This window comes from Variovorax sp. Varisp36 (assembly GCF_047304235.1).
In the GTDB taxonomy this organism is placed as follows: Bacteria; Pseudomonadota; Gammaproteobacteria; order Burkholderiales; family Burkholderiaceae_C; genus Variovorax.
Map to the genome: position 1 here is coordinate 1 of NZ_JBGLYU010000015.1, position 17286 is coordinate 17286.

13 protein-coding genes and 1 pseudogene are annotated in these 17286 nt (G+C 62.3%); 11 read left to right on the forward strand and 3 right to left on the reverse strand.

Annotated features, from left to right (window positions below; genetic code table 11):
• Positions 1-269 (forward strand): hypothetical protein (locus tag ACCD11_RS11405; RefSeq protein WP_413313928.1); only part of this gene is annotated, 269 nt, incomplete at its 5' end.
• A gap of 13 nt (positions 270-282) precedes the next feature.
• On the opposite strand, the gene ACCD11_RS11410 is transcribed toward ACCD11_RS11405, so the two are convergent.
• Positions 283-1926, reverse strand: coding sequence for an ATP-binding protein (locus tag ACCD11_RS11410; RefSeq protein WP_413313929.1), 1644 nt, complete (start codon positions 1924-1926; stop codon positions 283-285).
• A 224-nt stretch (positions 1927-2150) separates the two neighbouring features.
• Between ACCD11_RS11410 and ACCD11_RS11415 the strand changes: the two are divergent.
• Positions 2151-2363 (forward strand): annotated as a pseudogene (locus tag ACCD11_RS11415) (urocanate hydratase); the annotation flags it as partial.
• 846 nt (positions 2364-3209) lie between these two features.
• Entirely contained in the window at positions 3210-3995 is a 786-nt protein-coding gene (locus ACCD11_RS11420; RefSeq protein WP_413313930.1) for a L,D-transpeptidase, read from the forward strand.
• 38 nt (positions 3996-4033) lie between these two features.
• On the opposite strand, the gene ACCD11_RS11425 is transcribed toward ACCD11_RS11420, so the two are convergent.
• The gene (locus ACCD11_RS11425) at positions 4034-4789 is read right to left on the reverse strand and encodes a phosphatase PAP2 family protein (RefSeq protein ID WP_413313931.1); all 756 of its coding nucleotides are present in this window, start codon (positions 4787-4789) and stop codon (positions 4034-4036) included.
• A 253-nt stretch (positions 4790-5042) separates the two neighbouring features.
• Positions 5043-6128, reverse strand: a complete 1086-nt coding sequence (locus ACCD11_RS11430; protein WP_413314006.1) for an ABC transporter ATP-binding protein — start codon at positions 6126-6128, stop codon at positions 5043-5045.
• A gap of 264 nt (positions 6129-6392) precedes the next feature.
• Between ACCD11_RS11430 and ACCD11_RS11435 the strand changes: the two genes are divergently transcribed.
• The 8 genes from ACCD11_RS11435 to flhA all read left to right on the forward strand — a co-directional run bounded on the left by ACCD11_RS11435 (position 6393) and on the right by flhA (position 17269).
• Positions 6393-7715 (forward strand): ABC transporter substrate-binding protein, encoded by a 1323-nt coding sequence (locus ACCD11_RS11435; protein ID WP_413313932.1) that lies wholly within the window; start codon positions 6393-6395, stop codon positions 7713-7715.
• Positions 7716-7763: 48 nt separating this feature from the next.
• Positions 7764-9506: an ABC transporter permease gene (locus ACCD11_RS11440; RefSeq protein WP_007835748.1), complete on the forward strand. Its 1743-nt coding sequence runs from the start codon at positions 7764-7766 to the stop codon at positions 9504-9506.
• A gap of 9 nt (positions 9507-9515) precedes the next feature.
• Positions 9516-10601 carry an ABC transporter ATP-binding protein gene (locus ACCD11_RS11445; protein WP_007835747.1) on the forward strand — a complete coding sequence of 362 codons (1086 nt, stop codon included), beginning with the start codon at positions 9516-9518 and terminating at the stop codon, positions 10599-10601.
• Positions 10602-10619: 18 nt separating this feature from the next.
• Positions 10620-11501: a LysR family transcriptional regulator gene (locus ACCD11_RS11450; protein WP_007835746.1), complete on the forward strand. Its 882-nt coding sequence runs from the start codon at positions 10620-10622 to the stop codon at positions 11499-11501.
• A gap of 1496 nt (positions 11502-12997) precedes the next feature.
• Positions 12998-13264, forward strand: coding sequence for a flagellar biosynthetic protein FliQ (locus ACCD11_RS11455; RefSeq protein ID WP_007835744.1), 267 nt, complete (start codon positions 12998-13000; stop codon positions 13262-13264).
• Positions 13265-13278: 14 nt separating this feature from the next.
• Positions 13279-14082: a flagellar biosynthetic protein FliR gene (locus tag ACCD11_RS11460; protein WP_413313933.1), complete on the forward strand. Its 804-nt coding sequence runs from the start codon at positions 13279-13281 to the stop codon at positions 14080-14082.
• The gene (locus ACCD11_RS11465; protein WP_413313934.1) at positions 14082-15185 is read left to right on the forward strand and encodes a flagellar biosynthesis protein FlhB; all 1104 of its coding nucleotides are present in this window, start codon (positions 14082-14084) and stop codon (positions 15183-15185) included. The genes ACCD11_RS11460 and ACCD11_RS11465 overlap by 1 nt, the downstream gene beginning before the upstream one ends.
• Positions 15182-17269 (forward strand): flagellar biosynthesis protein FlhA, encoded by a 2088-nt coding sequence (gene flhA / locus ACCD11_RS11470; RefSeq protein ID WP_413313935.1) that lies wholly within the window; start codon positions 15182-15184, stop codon positions 17267-17269. The genes ACCD11_RS11465 and flhA overlap by 4 nt, the downstream gene beginning before the upstream one ends.
• Positions 17270-17286: the final 17 nt, after the last annotated feature.

Sequence of the window (17286 nt, forward strand, 5' to 3'; positions counted from 1 at the left end):
CCCCCGCCCCCACCGCCGCAGGCCGCGAGCGCCGCAGTGGCCAGGAGAGTGACAAGGTGCTTGTATCGTTGGGGCTGGGACATGATTCCTCCACTTCAATGCTGTCCGGGATCGGTGTGTTGTCCGGACGGCAGGCGTCCGGCGAACGGATCTGCAAGTTAGCCAATGGCAGTGGATCGCGCCATGTACCAAAGTACATGCGCTCGAAGTTGGAGACGAAGCGGTGCGGCATATTGCACGCACAGCGGGGTGAGGTTGCGGCGAAATGAATGTGGCCGTGCCCTAGGCGTGCATCCACGCCCGCAACGCGCGGTGCAACGCGTCGGGCTCCACCGGCTTGTGCAGCACGAGGCAGCCGAAGTCGTCGGCCTCGCCGATCTCCGGCGCCGACAGATCGGCACTGATGAGCAGGCAACCCGCGTCGGGGCAACGGGCTGCGAGAGACTGCAGCAGTTGCCAGCCGTTGTCGCCGCCGCGCAGACGCAGGTCGCAGACCAGTGCCTGCGGCCTGAAGCCCTCGTCCAGGTGGCGGTGCGCCATGTCGACGCCGTCGGCGAACCGCGCGGTCGTTCCCCATGCCTCGAACAGCATGCGCCAGGCACGCACGACGTGGGGTTCGTCGTCGACGATCAGGCAGTGCCCGGGCAGGTGGCGCGCTTCGGCCGGGGCACGCTGAGGTGGTCGTGCCGGCGCGGCAGGCGCCTCCGCCAACGGTAGCTGCAGCCAGAAGCATGAGCCGCGGCCGGGCCTCGAGCGCACGCCATACACGGCCCCTATCAGCATGGCGCTGCGCGCCACCACGGCCAGCCCCAGCCCGTGGGCAGCGCCCTGGCCGGGCGCTGCGGTGGCGGGCCCGCGTTCGAACGGCGCAAAGAGGCTAGCCTGCTCCGGGGCGGCGATGCCGACGCCCGTGTCCCACACCTGCAGTTGCAGCGCCGTCCCTCTTCTGCGCGCGGCGACCAGTACACCGCCCCGGGGCGTGTAGCGGATGGCGTTCTGCACCAGGTTGAAGAGTGCCTGGCGCAGCAGCGCCGGATCGGTGCGCACATGGAGCGTTTCACGGCGCGGCGCGCGCAGGCGCAGAGCGAGCCCGTTCGCGCGAGCCGGTGCCGAGAACAGCACCGGGACATCGGCCATCAGCGCGTCGACGGACAGTGTCTGTGGCTGCGCCGTGTGGTGGCCGGATTCCGCGCGGGCCAGATCGAGCAGCGACTCGAGCATGAAATGGATGCTCTGTCCGCATTGCTCCAGGTGCTCGAGCAGAGGGACCAGACGAGCGTCCTGGCCGTGTAGCTGCAGGCCGGCTTCCACGGCCATGCGCATCGCGTGGACCGGCTGGCGGAGGTCGTGGCTGGCGGCATTGAGGAAGTGGTTCTTTTCCAGCAAGGCCTGAGCGGCCCTTTCGCTCATCTCCCGGTAGCCCTCTTCCAGCGCGAGCTGCCGCTCGATGAAACGTCGATTCTGCCGCGCATGTCGCACGGTGACGCCCAAGAACAGCAGGAGCGCGGCGACCATAAACGGCCAGTCTTGCGGAAAGATCCAATAGGCACCGGCCAGGGCCACGGCCATCACGCTGCCGGAAAAGCACAGAAACATGGCGGGCAGCAAGCTCAGGTACATCGCGCCCGAAGAGGTGACCGCGCACAGCGACGCGTACAGCACCAGATGGAACAGCGGTAGGCGCTCGTGCAACGTGATGGGCACCGGTGCCGCCCAGCCCAGTCCAACCAGCACGGCCAGCAGCATCAGCCCGGCGCGCCAACGCCGATCGGCCTTGTCGGTGCCGGGCGGATCGACGCGCAGGTGGTGCAGCACGAGCAGCATCGCGCCCGCCAGCAACCACATCAGGGGAACCCACGCATCCATGAGCGGCGCGCCGCTGTAATGCCTATGCAGCCACCACAGCAGGGTCGGCAGGGTCAGCATCGCGAGCACCGATATCGGCGCATGGCTGGCTGCGTCCGCCAGGAGGCGACGCTGCCGTCGGGTGGCCGGGAGCAAGGATGGGGACGTCATGGGCAGAGACCTGTTTCCGAGACGACGTCATTTTCCACAAGCGCACCGGGGCTTTCGCCTTCTGCGCGGTAGCTGCCAGCAAGAACTCGTCTCGGGCGCTGCTGAGGCTCCATAGCCGTACGGCGGTCGAGCTTCATGGCGGCGGCGTGGGCATGGGCTACTCGCAGCACTCGGGCGTGGTGATTGTGTGCGACGGCTCCGACGCGGCCGCCAAGCGCATCGAGCGCGTGCTGTTCAACGACCCGGCCACCGGCGTGATGCGCCACGCCGACGCGGGCTACGACATCGCGGTCGCCACCGCGAAGAAGCAGGGGCTCAAGCTGCCGATGATTTGCAGAACGCCTTGATCGTGAATCTGTGCGCAGTAAGGAATCGCGCTGCATCAATACGCTGATTGTGTACATGAGCTGGCCCCATGAATGACAAGACACGGTCTATCGCCTATCTTTAAAGATAGGAGCAAAACAGTGAGTGCGACTGGGTATACAGATACCGTCGAAGTGATCCCTTGCAGAGAAACTGGCATGAGCGTGCATCGAACACCGCGTCGCGCGCGCTTTGCTCCACGATGCGGCTGTGCTCCATCACGATCACGCGGCCGCCGATCTGCTCGACGGCCGCGAGGTCATGCTGATGAATAGGCAAGCCAAGTCGCGGTGCGCCTGCAGGTTCTGGAACAGGCGCAGCATGCTCGGAGCGAGCGAGGCGAATGGGTCCTGGTACTTTGCGGCACGAAGCGTGTCAAATCTCACGATCCACCTGAGTCGCCAACTGCGTTCTGTATGTCCCCGCACAGTCCTTGGCGTTCTTGATCTCAGACTGCGCTCTCGTTGGGAATTGTCCCGCGAGGATTGCCTGTCGAAATGAAGCCCAAGGAGATCTAACAATGAAGACTCGACACGCTATGTATCGCATCCTGGTTGCCACCGCCATGGCCTTCGCAATTGCTCCTACGATGGCGCAAGGGGTGGCACCAGCGGCAAAGACAGATATGCCTCCTATTTCTGGCAACGTACAGTTGCCAGCTGGACAACAAAATCAGACTGGCGGTCCCATGGGCGAAACCGGTACGACGCTGCAATCCGGAACACCTGCCGCACGCGCGCAACAACCTGTTCGCGCGGTTGCCCCGGCAGCCGCACCGGCTCGTGTCGTGACGGCAGCGCCGGCCCCTGAGCCCGCACCCGCACCGCGTGTACGCCGCGCTCGCGCCGATCGAGGCTGATCACCTGCAGTCCTCAAACGCGGTCGCCACGTCCGCATGGGCGGCTGCGCATTTTTCTCTTTTCGTTGCTGACTCATCCAGTCGACCTAGCGTTCTCGCCAGACGGTTCCGGCTGCCTATGAAAAATTCGCTGCTCCTGTCCTTCGTCCTGGCTTGTGCTGCGAGCTTCGGTCAAATAGCCGATGCTGCGGAGCCCGCTGGAGGCGTTGCGGTGCCGGTCGAGGTTCGGCGGCTGGCTCGAGCGGCAATCGATGCACGCGATAGCCAGGGTCTTCCTTTTGCGATTGTTGATAAGAAGAGGGCACGCGTTTTCATCTATGGCGTTGAGGGAGGTCTGCGAGGCGCTTCGCCGGTGTTGCTGGGACTCGCGCATGGCGATGAATCGGTGCCGGGGATCGGGGAGCGAAAGATGTCCGAAATACGGCCTGAAGAGCGCACCACGCCGGCCGGGCGTTTCGTCTCGGAACCCGGAGTCAACTTGCAGGGCGAAGACGTCGTTTGGGTCGACTACGACGCAGCAGTGTCCATGCATCGAGTGCGGACAAGCAACAAGGCCGAGCGGCGATTGGAGCGACTTGCATCGACGAACGCAGAAGATCACCGTATCTCCTATGGATGCATCAATGTTCCAGCGCTTTTCTACGACACGCATGTGAAGCCGCTGTTTGGCAATGCGCATGGTGTGATTTACGTTTTGCCAGAGCGAAGGCCGATGCGCGAGTACTTCAAGTTCCTGCCGGATGGCGATAGATGACGCGTCGACCCCGGAGCCTGCCTGGCCGCGCTCAACGATCATCTCTCCAGGTCGAGCAACGCGCGCAGTTCCTTTCGGGCGGCGGCGAAATCGCGTTGATACGCGGGATTCTGCTGAATCAGGACGGCGATCATCGTCGCCAGGCGACGACCCGCTTCGGTATCGCTAGGGTAGTGAACGCCACCGAGGACGCGGTTTTCGCCGAACTCGCTGGCACGCTCAAAGATTCGCGTACGCTTTTCCGGAACCATGTCGGCCAGCACGATCCCGGCGAGGTAGGCAAAGGTCGAGTGACCACTCGGGTAGGAGCCGCTGGAAGAATACCGTGCCACCGGTTGAATGCGCTGATCGAACAGCGGAGGCCGCGTGCGCTGCCATTTTTCCTTTCCCTGCTTGTTGAGACTGCTTTCGGTTCTGTACAGGGTCTCGAACAGCTGGGCGGTCCGCGGCAGGTCTTCCTTCCTGAACCGCTCGCCCATCACATCGGAAAAACGAAAAATACTTTGTTCTAGGTCGGCGATGGATCGTTCCGCCTGCGCCGGCGTGCGCAGCTGCTGCAGCACGAGCATCTGCTCAATTTCGCGTCGAGTGAACGTTTCATCGGGAGGTGGTGCCAGGAAGCGCGTGGTGTCTATCTGCGCTGGATCGAGGTAGGTTTCGTCCTTGACCGGCGAGGCGACGGTCTTCTCGTAGACCCGCGGCACGCCGGCCGGCGGCGGCATTTGCGTCGTGCAGCCGGTGAACAAGAAGGCGACAAGGGATAGCCAGCAAAGCTTGCGGGTGATGATGCGCATTGAGTATCTCCGTTCGTTGTGCGGAGCGACCGCGGATCGGGCGTCCGGCATGGGCAGGACGATCGGGTTCACGGTGCGCGACCGGTGTGATAGCCCTCGTCAACCGTGGTTGGGGCGGCAGGCGACGCAAAAATAGCAGAGCAGGTGGCATCCTTCCAATCACGTCTTCTGATGACGGCCATAAGGCCATCGCGCTCGGTGCGCTCGGGTCGAGATCAAAGACGCATTGGGGGCGCGAATCCGAGACGAAAAGCTAGGCCGCGAATTGCCGGCACCGAGCCAATTCGATTCCGAGCGTGATGTCGGTACCGACAGCCTGGCGCGATGCGCCGCGATGATGCGGCTCGTCCACCAGCACGGCGTGATCGCCTATTCGCACCCGGTAGCGGATGGCCCTGCCCAGGAATTCGACGTTCTCCACCGTGCCTGCGAGCCATGTGTAGCGGGCGTCGTGCACGTCGTCCTGATGGCCGACTTTCACGGCATGCGGGCGGAAGCCGATGGAGAGCCGCGAGGTGGCGGGTGTGTCCGATCGCAGCGGCACGCGCAGTTCGCCGACACCTTCAACGTCGAGCAGCAGCACGCCACCTTGCCGCGAGCGCACCGAGCCGATGAGCAGGTTCCATTGACCAACGGCACGGGCAACGGTCGTGTTGGCCGGGTAGTCGTACAGGCTGGTGGGGCTGCCGACCTGCTGGACGGCGCCGTTGTCCAGCACGGCAATTCGATCTGCCGAGCCGAGTGCCTCGTCCTGATCGTGCGTGACGAGCACGGTCGTGATGCCAAGGTGTTGCTGCAATGTGCGCAGCTGTTGCCGCAGTCCCAGTCTCAGCGTCTTGTCCACGTTGGAGAACGGTTCGTCCAACAACAGCAGTCGGGGCTCGGCGGCAAGGGCCCGTGCCCAGGCGACACGTTGCTGCTGCCCCCCCGAAAGCTGGTTCGGTTCACGATCTCCTTGGCCTTGCAGGCCGATGGCACTCAGCCACCGGGAGACCGCGATGCGAACGATGGGTGCTTCGACCCGGCGTTCGATCAGGCCGAAGGCGATGTTCTCTGCCACTGACATATGAGGCCAGAGGGCGTGATTCTGGAACACCATGGCGACCTGCCGGGCCCAGGCGGGCTCCTCGGACACGTCGCGGCCGTCCAGAAGCACGCGGCCCAGGTCAGGCGCCTCGAGCCCGGCGATGACCCGCATCAGCGTGGATTTTCCCGAGCCCGACGGCCCCAGCAAGGCAAAGAATTCACCCGGTGCGATGTCGAGGCTGACGTCGGTCAGTGTCTTTGCCGGGCCATGAGAGAAGTGAATGTGACGACATTCCACGCGTACCTTCTTCATGAAGATGTCATTTGGCATGAAAGAGTGGTCCGACGGCGAGTGAAGGGCGGTGCGGCTTCGAGAGTCGATGGTGAACCGGGAAAGAGGGGAGTATGCAAGGCAATGATGGCAAAGGGCCAGATGGTGGCGACCTGTCGCAGCAACTTGCACGGGCAAACCCGAGTGAGGCTCCCGGCAATGCCTCGAATCAAAAACTGTGATTGGAATGCGTTCCGCCTCGGCCATAAGCTCGGGCCCACTATCACCAAGACAACGGAGACTTTCATGCGCATTGACTTTCGGCCCTTGCTGACGCTGGCCGCCCTTGCTGGTTGCGCAGCGCTGCACGCCGGCACCGTGTCGGTCGTGACATCGTTTCCCAAGGAGCTGACACAAGCGTACAAGACGGCGTTCGAGAAAGCCAACCCCTCGGTCAAGCTTGAAATCCTGAACAAGAGCACCACGGCAGGCGTCGCCTATGTCCGCGAAATGCCGGCAGGACAACGCCCCGACGTCTTCTGGGCTTCGGCACCCGATGCCTTCGAGGTCCTGGTCAACGGGAAACTGCTGGAGCCCATTGCGGCGCTTGCGAATCCGTCCGTCCCCAAGACCGTGGGCAGCTACCCCCTCAACGAGGCCTCGGGGATGTACCTCGGCCAGGCGCTCGGCGGGTACGGACTGATGTGGAACACGCGGTACCTGTCGGCCAACAAGCTTCCTGCGCCCGCGGAATGGAGCGACCTCACCAAACCAATCTATTTCAGCCACGTGGCGCTGAGCTCGCCCTCGCGTTCCGGCACGACTCACCTGACCGTAGAGACAATTCTTCAGGGAGAGGGGTGGGACAAGGGATGGTCGGAACTGCTTCAGATCACGGGCAACAGCGCGGCCATCACGGAGCGCAGTTTCGGCGTTCCCGACGGTGTCAACAACGGGCAGTTCGGCATCGGCATGGTGATCGATTTCTTCGGCCTCGCAGGCAAGTACTCGGGCTTTCCGGTGGAGTTCGCCTACCCGAGCGTCACGGCCATGGTGCCAGCCAACATTGCATTGATCGCCGGTGCCAAAAACGCCGAGGAAGCCAGGAAGTTCATTGCGTTCTCGCTGTCGAAGGAAGGGCAACAACTGCTCGTTGCTCCGCAGATCTCCCGTCTTCCGGTGTTGCCACCCGAGCAACTGAAAATGCCAGCCGGCTTTCCGAACGCCTATGAGGTTGCCAGGCGCACCAAGGTCAAATTCGACGCGGATCTCTCCGCCACGCGCTACAACGTCGTCTCGTCTCTCTTCGACCAGACCATCACCTTTCGGCACAAGGAGCTGAAGGCCGCGACCAAGGCCATTCATGGGGCCGAGGCGGCGCTGGCCCGCAAACCTCATGCGGAGGCGGCCGCGCTGATCAAAAGGGCTCGCAGCCTCGCGTTCACGCCGTTGGTGAGTGCGTCGATGGTTGCCGACAAGGCCTTCTTGACGATGTTTGCGGCCAACAAGAAGGATGCCGAGGCGAACAAACGGATCACCGGCCTCGAGGGCGACTGGAGCGGCAAGGCGCTGGAAAACTACAACCAGGCGCGGAGCCTGGCCGAGCAGGCCGAGGCCCTCCTCAAGTAACCACAATGTCGTGCAGCGCGGCAATGCCGGGCTGCCATGGAGATCTTCATGCTCGGTCTTTTTCCATCGGATGTGCGGTCAGGCGCGTGGTGCGCCGCAGGTCTGGTTGCCGTCTTCCTGTTGCTGTTCCTCGTCATGCCCGTGGCATGGGTGTTCTACACCGCGTTCGTGAATGCAGACGGAAGTCCGACGATCGGGCACTTCGTCGCATTCTTTTCCCAGCCGCTGATGCAGGAGGCGTTCTTCAACAGCCTCTATGTGGCGGTGATGTCGACCGTGTTCGCCTCGCTGATCGCGGTGCCGCTGGCCTATTTCACGGTTCGCTTCCAGTTCCGCGGCGCCGCCCTGATCCAGACGCTCGGCGTCCTCCCGCTGATCATGCCGCCCTTCGTCGGTGCGGTGGCGCTGCAACTGATCTTCGGGCGCTCGGGCAGCATCAACCTGCTGCTCAACGAGTACCTCGGGTTCTCGATTCCTCTGATGGATGGGCTGAGCGGCGTGATCTTCGTCGAGTCCATCCACTACTTTCCCTTCGTGCTGATGAACCTCACGCTCGCGCTGCGCAACATAGACGGGGCGATGGAGGAGGCTGCAATGAACCTCGGCTGCCGCGGCTGGCGTCTCTTCTGGCGCGTTATTTTCCCGCTGGCGCTGCCGGGGTTCGTGGCGGGGGCGTCGCTGGTGTTCGTCAAGGTCTTCGACGACCTGGGCACACCGTTGGTGCTGGGCACGACCAACATGCTCGCCCCGCAGGCCTACCTGCGCATCACCCAGGTGGGGCTGGAAGATCCGCTAGGCTACGTGACCAGCGTGATCATGATCGCGTTTTCCATCGCCGCCATGTCGCTGTCTGCACGGATGCTCAAGGGCAAGGACTTCTCGACGATCCAGAAGGGTGGCGGGGCCATTCAGCGGCGCGTGCTGTCGCCCGCCGGATCGCTTCTGGCCTATGGGTGGATCGGGCTGGTCATGCTGCTGGTTCTGTCGCCCCACATCGGCGTGCTGCTGCTATCGTTCGGGAACGTGTGGAGCTTCTCTCCCTTGCCGGACGCCTACACCCTCGCGCACTACGCGACGGTATTCCAGGATGCCGGCAGCATGATTGGCAACACAATGCTGTACTGCGGGCTCGCCGCCGGCCTCGACGTGGTGCTCGGCACGACCATCGCCTACCTGCTGCTGCGCACGCGGCTGCCGGTACGCCATTGGCTGGACGTGATAGCAACGGCGTCGCTGGCTGTCCCCGGCCTGGTCCTTGCCATCGGCTATCTGCGCTTTTTCAAGGGTGTGTTGGTCCCTGGTACGGAGGTGCTTCTCACCAGCACCTGGGTCATGATCATGCTGGCTTACGCCGTGCGACGCCTGCCGTATGCGCTGCGGTCGTGCGTGGCGGCATTGCAGCAGATTCACGTCTCGCTCGAGGAGGCTGCCGAAAGCGTGGGGGCGACCAAGGCACGAACCATCCGGCGCGTCGTGGTGCCGTTGATGGCGGGAGGGATTCTGGCGGGCTTCGTCACCAGTTTCATCACGGCTGCCGTCGAGCTGTCGGCCACCATCATGCTGACCACCAGCCAGTCGCAGGCGCCGATGAGCTATGGCATCTACCTGTACATGCAGAGTGTCGCGGGCCGCGGCCCCGGGGCGGCCCTGGGCGTGCTGGCCATCGTCGTTGTTGCGCTGGGTACCTACATATCGCACGTTGTCGTCGAGCGAACCAGCAGCCGGTTCGTCGCGCGACCTGTGGAAGAGGAAGCACCGCTGCCGTTCGGGGCGGTTCCCGCGAAGATCTGAGGAGACATCATGAAAAAAGTAAGTGTCGAGTGCCGCAATCTCCGGCTCGCGTACGGAGCGACGGAAGTCCTGCGGGACGTCAACCTGCTCATCGAGCCTGGCGAGTTCTTTGCGCTGTTGGGACCTTCGGGGTCCGGAAAATCCACTTTGCTGCGGCTCATCGCCGGCTTCAACCAGCATCAGCACGGCGAGCTTCTCGTGGATGGCAAGGACGTCAGCGGCATGCCCCCATGGAAACGCAACATCGGCATGGTGTTCCAGAGCTATGCGCTGTGGCCCCATCTGAACGTGTGGGACAACGTTGCATTCGGACTGGTGGAACGCCGGGTCGGACGGTCGGAAATCAAGCGCAAGGTGGCGGCCGCGCTCGAGACCGTGGACTTGCTGCGCTATGCCAAGCGCAAGCCGAGCCAGCTCTCCGGCGGCCAGCAGCAGCGTGTTGCGCTGGCGCGCACCATCGTCATCGAGCCACAGGTGCTCTTGCTGGACGAGCCGCTCTCCAATCTGGACAAGTCGCTGCGCGTACAGATGCGCCAGGAGCTCCTGGCGTTGCAGAGGCGGCTCGGCATTACCACCATTTTCGTCACCCATGACCAGGAAGAGGCCATGACGACGGCAGACCGCATGGCAATCCTGGATCGCGGCGTGCTGCAGCAAGTAGGCAGTCCCGCGATGCTCTACGACTATCCCGTCAACCCGTTCGTGGCGAATTTCGTGGGGACGATGAACTGCCTCGCCGGCCGCGTCAGCAGTCGCCAGGGCAACACCGTGACGCTCGACATCGACGGCGTGGGAGGGCTGCCGTTCCAGCTCCCGTCGGACGCTCCGGCCTCTGACCGCGTACTGGCAACGTTCAGGCCGCATTCGCTGCGAGTGGATGTCGTCGACGCGGCGCGCGATGCGCGCTTCGTATGGATGCCGGGAACGGTGGAAGCGAGCGAGTTCCTCGGGGAGTTTTCCCGCTATCGCGTGCGGGTCGGAAACCAGGCCGTCGAAGTGGATCAACCGCACTACGCGGGTCTTTCCAAGTTCCCCGCCGGATGCGCGGTGAGTCTCGGGTTGGAGCCCTCCCAAGTGCGTCTTTTCGCAGCCTGACGCGCTTGTTCGTGAACCATGGAGCTCTACCAGATCCGTGCATTCGTCTCTGTGGCCCGGCTGGGCAACGTGACCAAGGCCGCTGATGCACTCCACGTCACCCAGCCGGCCGTGACGGCGCAGATCAAAGGGCTGGAACAGGACCTCGGCATCGCCCTGTTCGTTCGCGCCGGCGGCCGGCTGAGCCTGACCCGGGCGGGGGAGCGCCTGCTTCCCTGTGCGGAGGCCCTGCTGCAGTCCTCGGCCGAGATGCAAGCAACGGCGCAGCGCCTGAAGGGTGAACTCTCAGGGAGCATCGAGTTGGGGGTGCCGGGCGAGACGCCCGAGTTTCTTCGGCTCGGCGCGTTGCTGGGAGGCATGCAGCAGGGGCTGCCTCTGGTAGAGCTTCGTACGCGCAGCCTGCCTTTGCTGCACCTTCTGGATCAGGTGCGGGGCGGTGGATTGTCCTGCGCACTCATCGTGGCACCGAATCCGCCACGCGACGTGCAGTGGCATCCTCTGCGATCGCTCAGCTATCGCGTGGCGATTCCCAATCGGCTGAAGCCCGAGATGCACAGCTGGGGCTGGCGCTTTCTGGCGAGCCTTCCATGGATCGACGGCGCGATCGAATCACATGTCCATCAGATGCTGCGCTCCTTGTTCGAGCAGCAGGGGCTCGATCCCAATGTGGTCCTGCGAAGCGAGGACACCAGCGGACTGGATGATTTTGTTCGCTCAGGCAGCGGCTGCGCGCTCTTGCGGGAGGAGGTTGCCGTGCTGGGAGCCGAGCGGGAAGACTGGATGGTCTGGAGCGCGGCCAGGATCGACGCGCAGTTGTTCTTTGTCACTTCGGCTGAGCGTGCGAGCGATCCGCTGATCGTGGCGATGTCTTCGGTGATCCAGGCAGTCTGGGCTCAATGAAGACGGCGGCCCACCAATATGCACGGGAAGAAGTATGCGCCACTACCTCTGGATGCTCGTTGTCGGAATCAACGTCGCCGCGATCGCACGGCTCTTCATGCCGGGCTCTGAGCACATTGGCAAAATTTGACGATCGGGACGCTGGGGATCGCTGGATCCCTTGTCGGAGGCGTCATTGCCAATCTGTTCAGCAGGCCTGCCGACGGGGCCCTGGTTCATTCCGGAGAATCTGCTCTTTTCAGCGATCGCGCATTGATCTTTCTGTTCGCCTGGAATCACGTCATCCGCTGACCATGCGCAGGGCACTTCGGCTCTTCGTCCGGCACCGGTGGCCGACGGACCCTCTGCATGTGACGAGCCGTTGCATGCGAGACCGGCAAGGCGTGCATGCAGCTGGAAAGCGAGAGCACTGCGGTGGTGTGGCGTACGGTCGAGCGGCCGATGCGGCGCTTGGTGTGCTGCTAGGCGTGATGCGTGACAAGAGGGTGAAGACCACGATCGGAGGGGCGAGAGCACCATGCCCGCTGGATCGGGTCAACCGGCAGTTCTGAGCGCAGCGCCAAAAACCAGCTGTGGGACAGGGACTTAACCTGAGTGTCCACGTGGCGGGGCTGGTTGTACTTGGCCATCGCGATCGATGTGTGCGCCCGGTGCTTCGTGGGCTGGCTCATCGTCTGGGTAGTCGCACGCTGTTAAACGCCGGCCCAGCTGTACCGAGGTACCACCTATTATGTTTGCGCGCATCGGAGGTACAAGTGAGCTGAGCAGAACAGTGCATGGGAGTGCAGACATGTGAGCCCTGAGTTTCTAGCTCGGCTGGCGCTTGGACCATGGCGCTTCCCGTGCGGCCGGCGCTATGTGGCCATGAAGGAAGGCGATTCCCGAATCTTCTTACTGCTTCAGCCAGGCCCAGCACTGCCTCAATCCGCCGCCACAGGTTGCGCAGGGACGGCATATCCAGCAATTCGTGAGTTTGTTTAGCGATTGCCTGATCTCGTCTAAAGGATTAGTTGCATTAGCCGACCCCGTACGAATCGGCAGCCTTACGCTGACGTCCTTGCACGACGTTGAAATCAGGTCCACGATGCGAACTTCGCGAAATCCCCACACGCCGAAATGTCGCGGCGCTGCGACAGTGACGCGTTCTTTTTTTCGTGATCGTACGGACTGTCGTGATAAGAATTAATTAAATAGTGCTCAATAACTGATGTGCATCTTTTACTTAAGTGCACAGTCGAGAAATAGCCTGGAAACATTTGTTCTTCCTTGTAAGCCGAAGGTGTATCCTTCGCGTAGGAGAAGGACTACGAAGCTTTTCGCGTCAAACGCGGGTTTCGCCGGATAGTTGACAAGCCATCACGCTTTTGATCGGCAAGATCTCTGCAAAACAGCAGCCCTCCCAAGTTTCATGTAGCAAAAATTCAGGAGTGTTTCGGGCGAGGCCACGCCGGAACAAGGCTGCGATCAAGCGATTGCGGTCCAGCGGAGAGACTGAGATGCATGCGGATTTAGCGTTGAAGATGATGTCGGACCTGTTTTGGACCGGCCTGCTCATATGCGTGCCGCTGCTCGGCTTAACAATGCTCGTCGGCGTCCTAATCAGCGTGGTCCAGGTGGTTACGCAAGTGCAGGAAATGTCGCTGACATTCGTGCCGAAGCTTTTCACGGCAGCCGCGGTGATGATCGTGGCGGGCCCGTGGATGCTGCGCAAGCTGACCCAATTCACTGTGCAGCTGTGGAGCGGAATTCCCGCTCTGTTCTGAACACCGCGGCGGCCGTGAACATCGCAACATTGCCCGGGGGCGCCGATGCCTCTTGGATCATCCTTGTCGGGCTGATGGCGCTGCGTGTGGCGGCGACCTTCGCCATGACACCTGTCTTCTATGCCGTACCGTTGCCCGCAACGGTGAGGGTGCTTCTGGTCATGGGCCTTTCCGTGGCGCTGTCGTCTGGCATCACAGCGCCGACCAAGCTGCCATTGGAATGGAGCGCACTCCTGCCGGCCGCCTTGAGTGAGCTTGCTCTGGGCGCTGTGCTGGGGTTGGGCATCTTGCTCGCCTTCGGCGCCTTTTCTGTCGCCGGACAAGTACTCGACGCTCAGCTTGGATACAGCATGGCGCAGATCGTCGACCCGGTCACCCGCAGGCCTGTGCCGATTCTCACGACCGCCTTTGCCTATATCTCGGTTGTGGTGTTCTTTCTGGTCAATGGACATCACGCGTTGTTGCGCGGCATCGCGTACAGCGTGGATCGTTTCCCGGTCGGTGCGCCGTGGTCGATTGCGCACGCTGTAGCGCCTGTGCTCAAGCAGGCGGCAGGGTTGTTCAGCCTGGGATTTGCTCTCGCCGCTCCCGTGGTGTTCTGCATCCTGCTGGTGGAGTTCGCGCTGGGGGTGATCGGGCGGAACCTTCCGCAAATGAACATGTTTGCGATGGGCATCCCCGTCAAGATCATCGTTGGACTTGTGGCGCTGTCGCTCTGGTTTACGGGTGTTGGTAGTGTGATGACGCGGGTGTACGCCAGCATCGCAACGAGCTGGGACGAGATCTTCACCTCGGCGCCACAGCGGGGAGTACGTTGATGGCCGAACAGGATTTGGATCGCAACGAGGCGGCAACGCCTTATAAGCTTCAGCGCGCACGTGAGCGTGGGCAGGCGGCGAAGAGCGCTGATGTTGTCAGTGCGCTGGTCTTTGCCGTAGCTGCTGTGTATCTGACATGGCGCGGGTTGGGCTCCGTCACAGCGCAGTTTCGATTTGATCAAGCTGTGTTGATTCAGGCGGGGCGCATGGACCCTTCGGGCGCAGGGCTGTGGCCCCTGATTGAGCGCGCCCTGCGTGCGGCCGTCGTGCTGTCTGCACCATTCTTTGCCGCAATGATGTTGGCCGCAGTCGTCGCCAACATGATGCAGACCGGGCCAATCATGTCTTTCGACCCCGTCAAGATCGACTTCGACCGCATCAATCCCGTCAACGGATTGAAAAAGCTGTTCTCAATGCGCGTGCTGTTTGACGCTGCTCGCGCGCTGATCAAGCTCTTCCTCTTGGGCTTCGTGGCTATCTTGGCTCTCAAAGCGCTCTTGGGGCAGTTTTACGCGCTGGCGTCTCTTTCCCCCGTGGGCTATCTGCGCACGCTGCTGGACGATCTGTCGAGTGTGGCGCTGAAGATGGCCCTTGTGCTCGGGCTGATCGCGCTGCTGGACCTGATATACACGCGACGCGAGTTCGCCAAGAAGATGCGCATGAGCCAGCGCGAGAGAAAAGAAGAGGCAAAGCAGCGCGAAGGCGATCCTCGCATTCGCGCCCGCTTGCGCGAGCTTCGCCGAGAAACCTTCAAGCGCAGCATGGCGCTGAGGCAGACGCGCAATGCAGATGTCGTGATCACAAACCCGACTCACATCGCTGTGGCGCTCAAGTACGAACACGGCCGCATGGTGTCTCCGCAGCTGCTCGCCAAGGGCGCCGGCCACATGGCGGCGGCAATGCGCGAGATCGCTGCGCGCCATCAGATTCCTGTCGTTCAGAACCCGCCGCTGGCGCGACGGCTTTACAAGGAGCTGGCCGTAGATCATGTGGTGCCGCCCGATCTGTACGCGCAAGTGGCCCGAATCATCGTCTGGGTTTTTGCTATGCGCGAGCAGCGCCAAGGACGCAGTGTCAACGCAACGGTGAGGAGCGCGTCGTGAACGCCATCGGCCGCGTGCTGGGAAAGCACAGCGATATTGGGCTCGTCGTGCTCGTCCTTGGCGTGCTCGTCGTGTTGTTCGCGCCCATCCCTAGCGGGCTGCTCGACTTCCTGATTCTGAGCAATTTTGGATTTGCGTTCCTGGTGTTGCTGCTGACGTTTTACATGGCGCGGCCCGTGGAGTTCTCGACCTTCCCGTCGCTGTTGCTGATCGCGACATTGTTCCGCCTGTCCCTCAACGTTGCTGCCACTCGACTGATCCTCTCGGACGGCGACGCAGGCCGGGTCATCGGTGCCATCGGTGCCTTTGTGGTGGGCGGAAACTACGTCATCGGCCTCATCGTCTTCTTGATCCTCATCGTGGTGCAGTACGTGGTCGTGACCAGCGGTGCACAGCGCGTGTCGGAAGTTGCGGCGCGGTTCACGCTCGACAGCATGCCTGGTCAGCAGATGAGCATCGATGCGGATCTCAACATGGGCTTCATCGATCAGGCAGAGGCTCAGCGACGTCGCAAAAACATCGAGAAGGAAGCTGGCTTCTATGGCGCGATGGACGGCGCCAGCAAGTTCGTCAAGGGAGACGCGATTGCCGGCATCATCATCTTGCTGATCAACATCATCGGCGGACTGGTGATCGGTGTGATGCAGCATGGCCTTCCCTGGGCTCAGGCGCTGCAGACCTATACCTTGCTGACCATTGGCGACGGCATCGTCACCCAGGTGCCCGCGCTGGTGATCGCGGTGGGCACCGGCATCATCGTCACGCGCTCATCATCGGATGTCAATTTGAGCCGTGAAGCACTGCGTCAGGTGAGCTCGTTTCCGAAGACTTTGCTTCTGGTCGCCATGGCATTGGGCGGGCTGATCCTGTTGCCAGGCATCCCAGCCGTGCCCACGCTTGTGCTGTCTCTGTGCTTCTTGTTTGCCGCGATCATGCTCTACCGCAGCGCGCGTCTGAAGGCCTCTGAAAGCGAGCCGACCTCAGATGTCGATGGCGAGAGCGCATCTGAAGGAATTGATGGAGTCGCGAACGTCAAGGGCGACGACCCGTACGCCCAACTGCACGTCGAGCCGATCGAAGTCCACCTAGGCAGCAACTGGGTGCCCGTGGTCAACCAGCCGGGCAGTGTCTTCATGGAGCGGGTTGCTACCTTCCGTAAGCAGCATGCTCAGGAATTCGGCCTTGTACTGCCGCGTGTGCGTTTCAAGGACTCCGCGCGCTTGTCCTCCGACCGATACGAGATACATCTGGATGGCGTCATGGTGGGCAAAGGAGAGGCGCGCGCGGACAGGCTGCTCGCAATCCATCCGTCCGGCGATACCAAGTCCGTGCCCGGAGAACCAACGCGAGATCCCACGTATGGCCTGCCAGCGCTGTGGATCGAGGAGAACCAACGGGAAGCGGCGACCCTGGCGCGCTACACGCTCGTGGACGCCCCCACGGTCTTTATGACGCACCTCACCGAGATGCTGCGTCGGGAATCCGCCACGCTGCTCACCCGCGCGGAGGTTGACCGACTCCTTGCGCGCGTGCGTCAAAGCCAGCCCGGTTTGGTTGAGGAACTGATTCCAACAGTCCTGTCATCAAGCGATGTGCAAAAGGTCCTGCAGAACCTGCTGCGTGAAAAAGTGTCGATCCGCCACATCGATGCAATCCTTGAAACGCTTGCAGACGCCGGTCGTACCACGCGCGAGGCGGGGCATTTGACGGAGATTGTCCGCCAGCGGCTTGGGCACGCGATTTGTCAAGGCCTGCTGGGCGAGGCTACTGCGCTGCAGGTCTTGACGCTCGACCCCTCTATCGAAAGCCAGTTCTTGCAGAGCATTCATGTCGCCACCGCTGATGGCGGGGCACAACCGTTCGTGCTTGATCCACGTATGTCGGAGCAGCTCATGAAGCGTCTGGTGCAGCAAGCCGAACGCATGATGAAAAGCAACCTCTTGCCGGTGCTGCTTTGCGCGCCCGAGTTGCGACGGCATGTTCGGGCCCTCGCTGAACGCGTGATGCCGCACCTCAGGGTGCTCTCGATGGCCGAAGTGCCCCACACAGTCGAGCTGAAGTCGTTCGGCATCGTTCAACTTTAAAGATTATGAGAGACAAG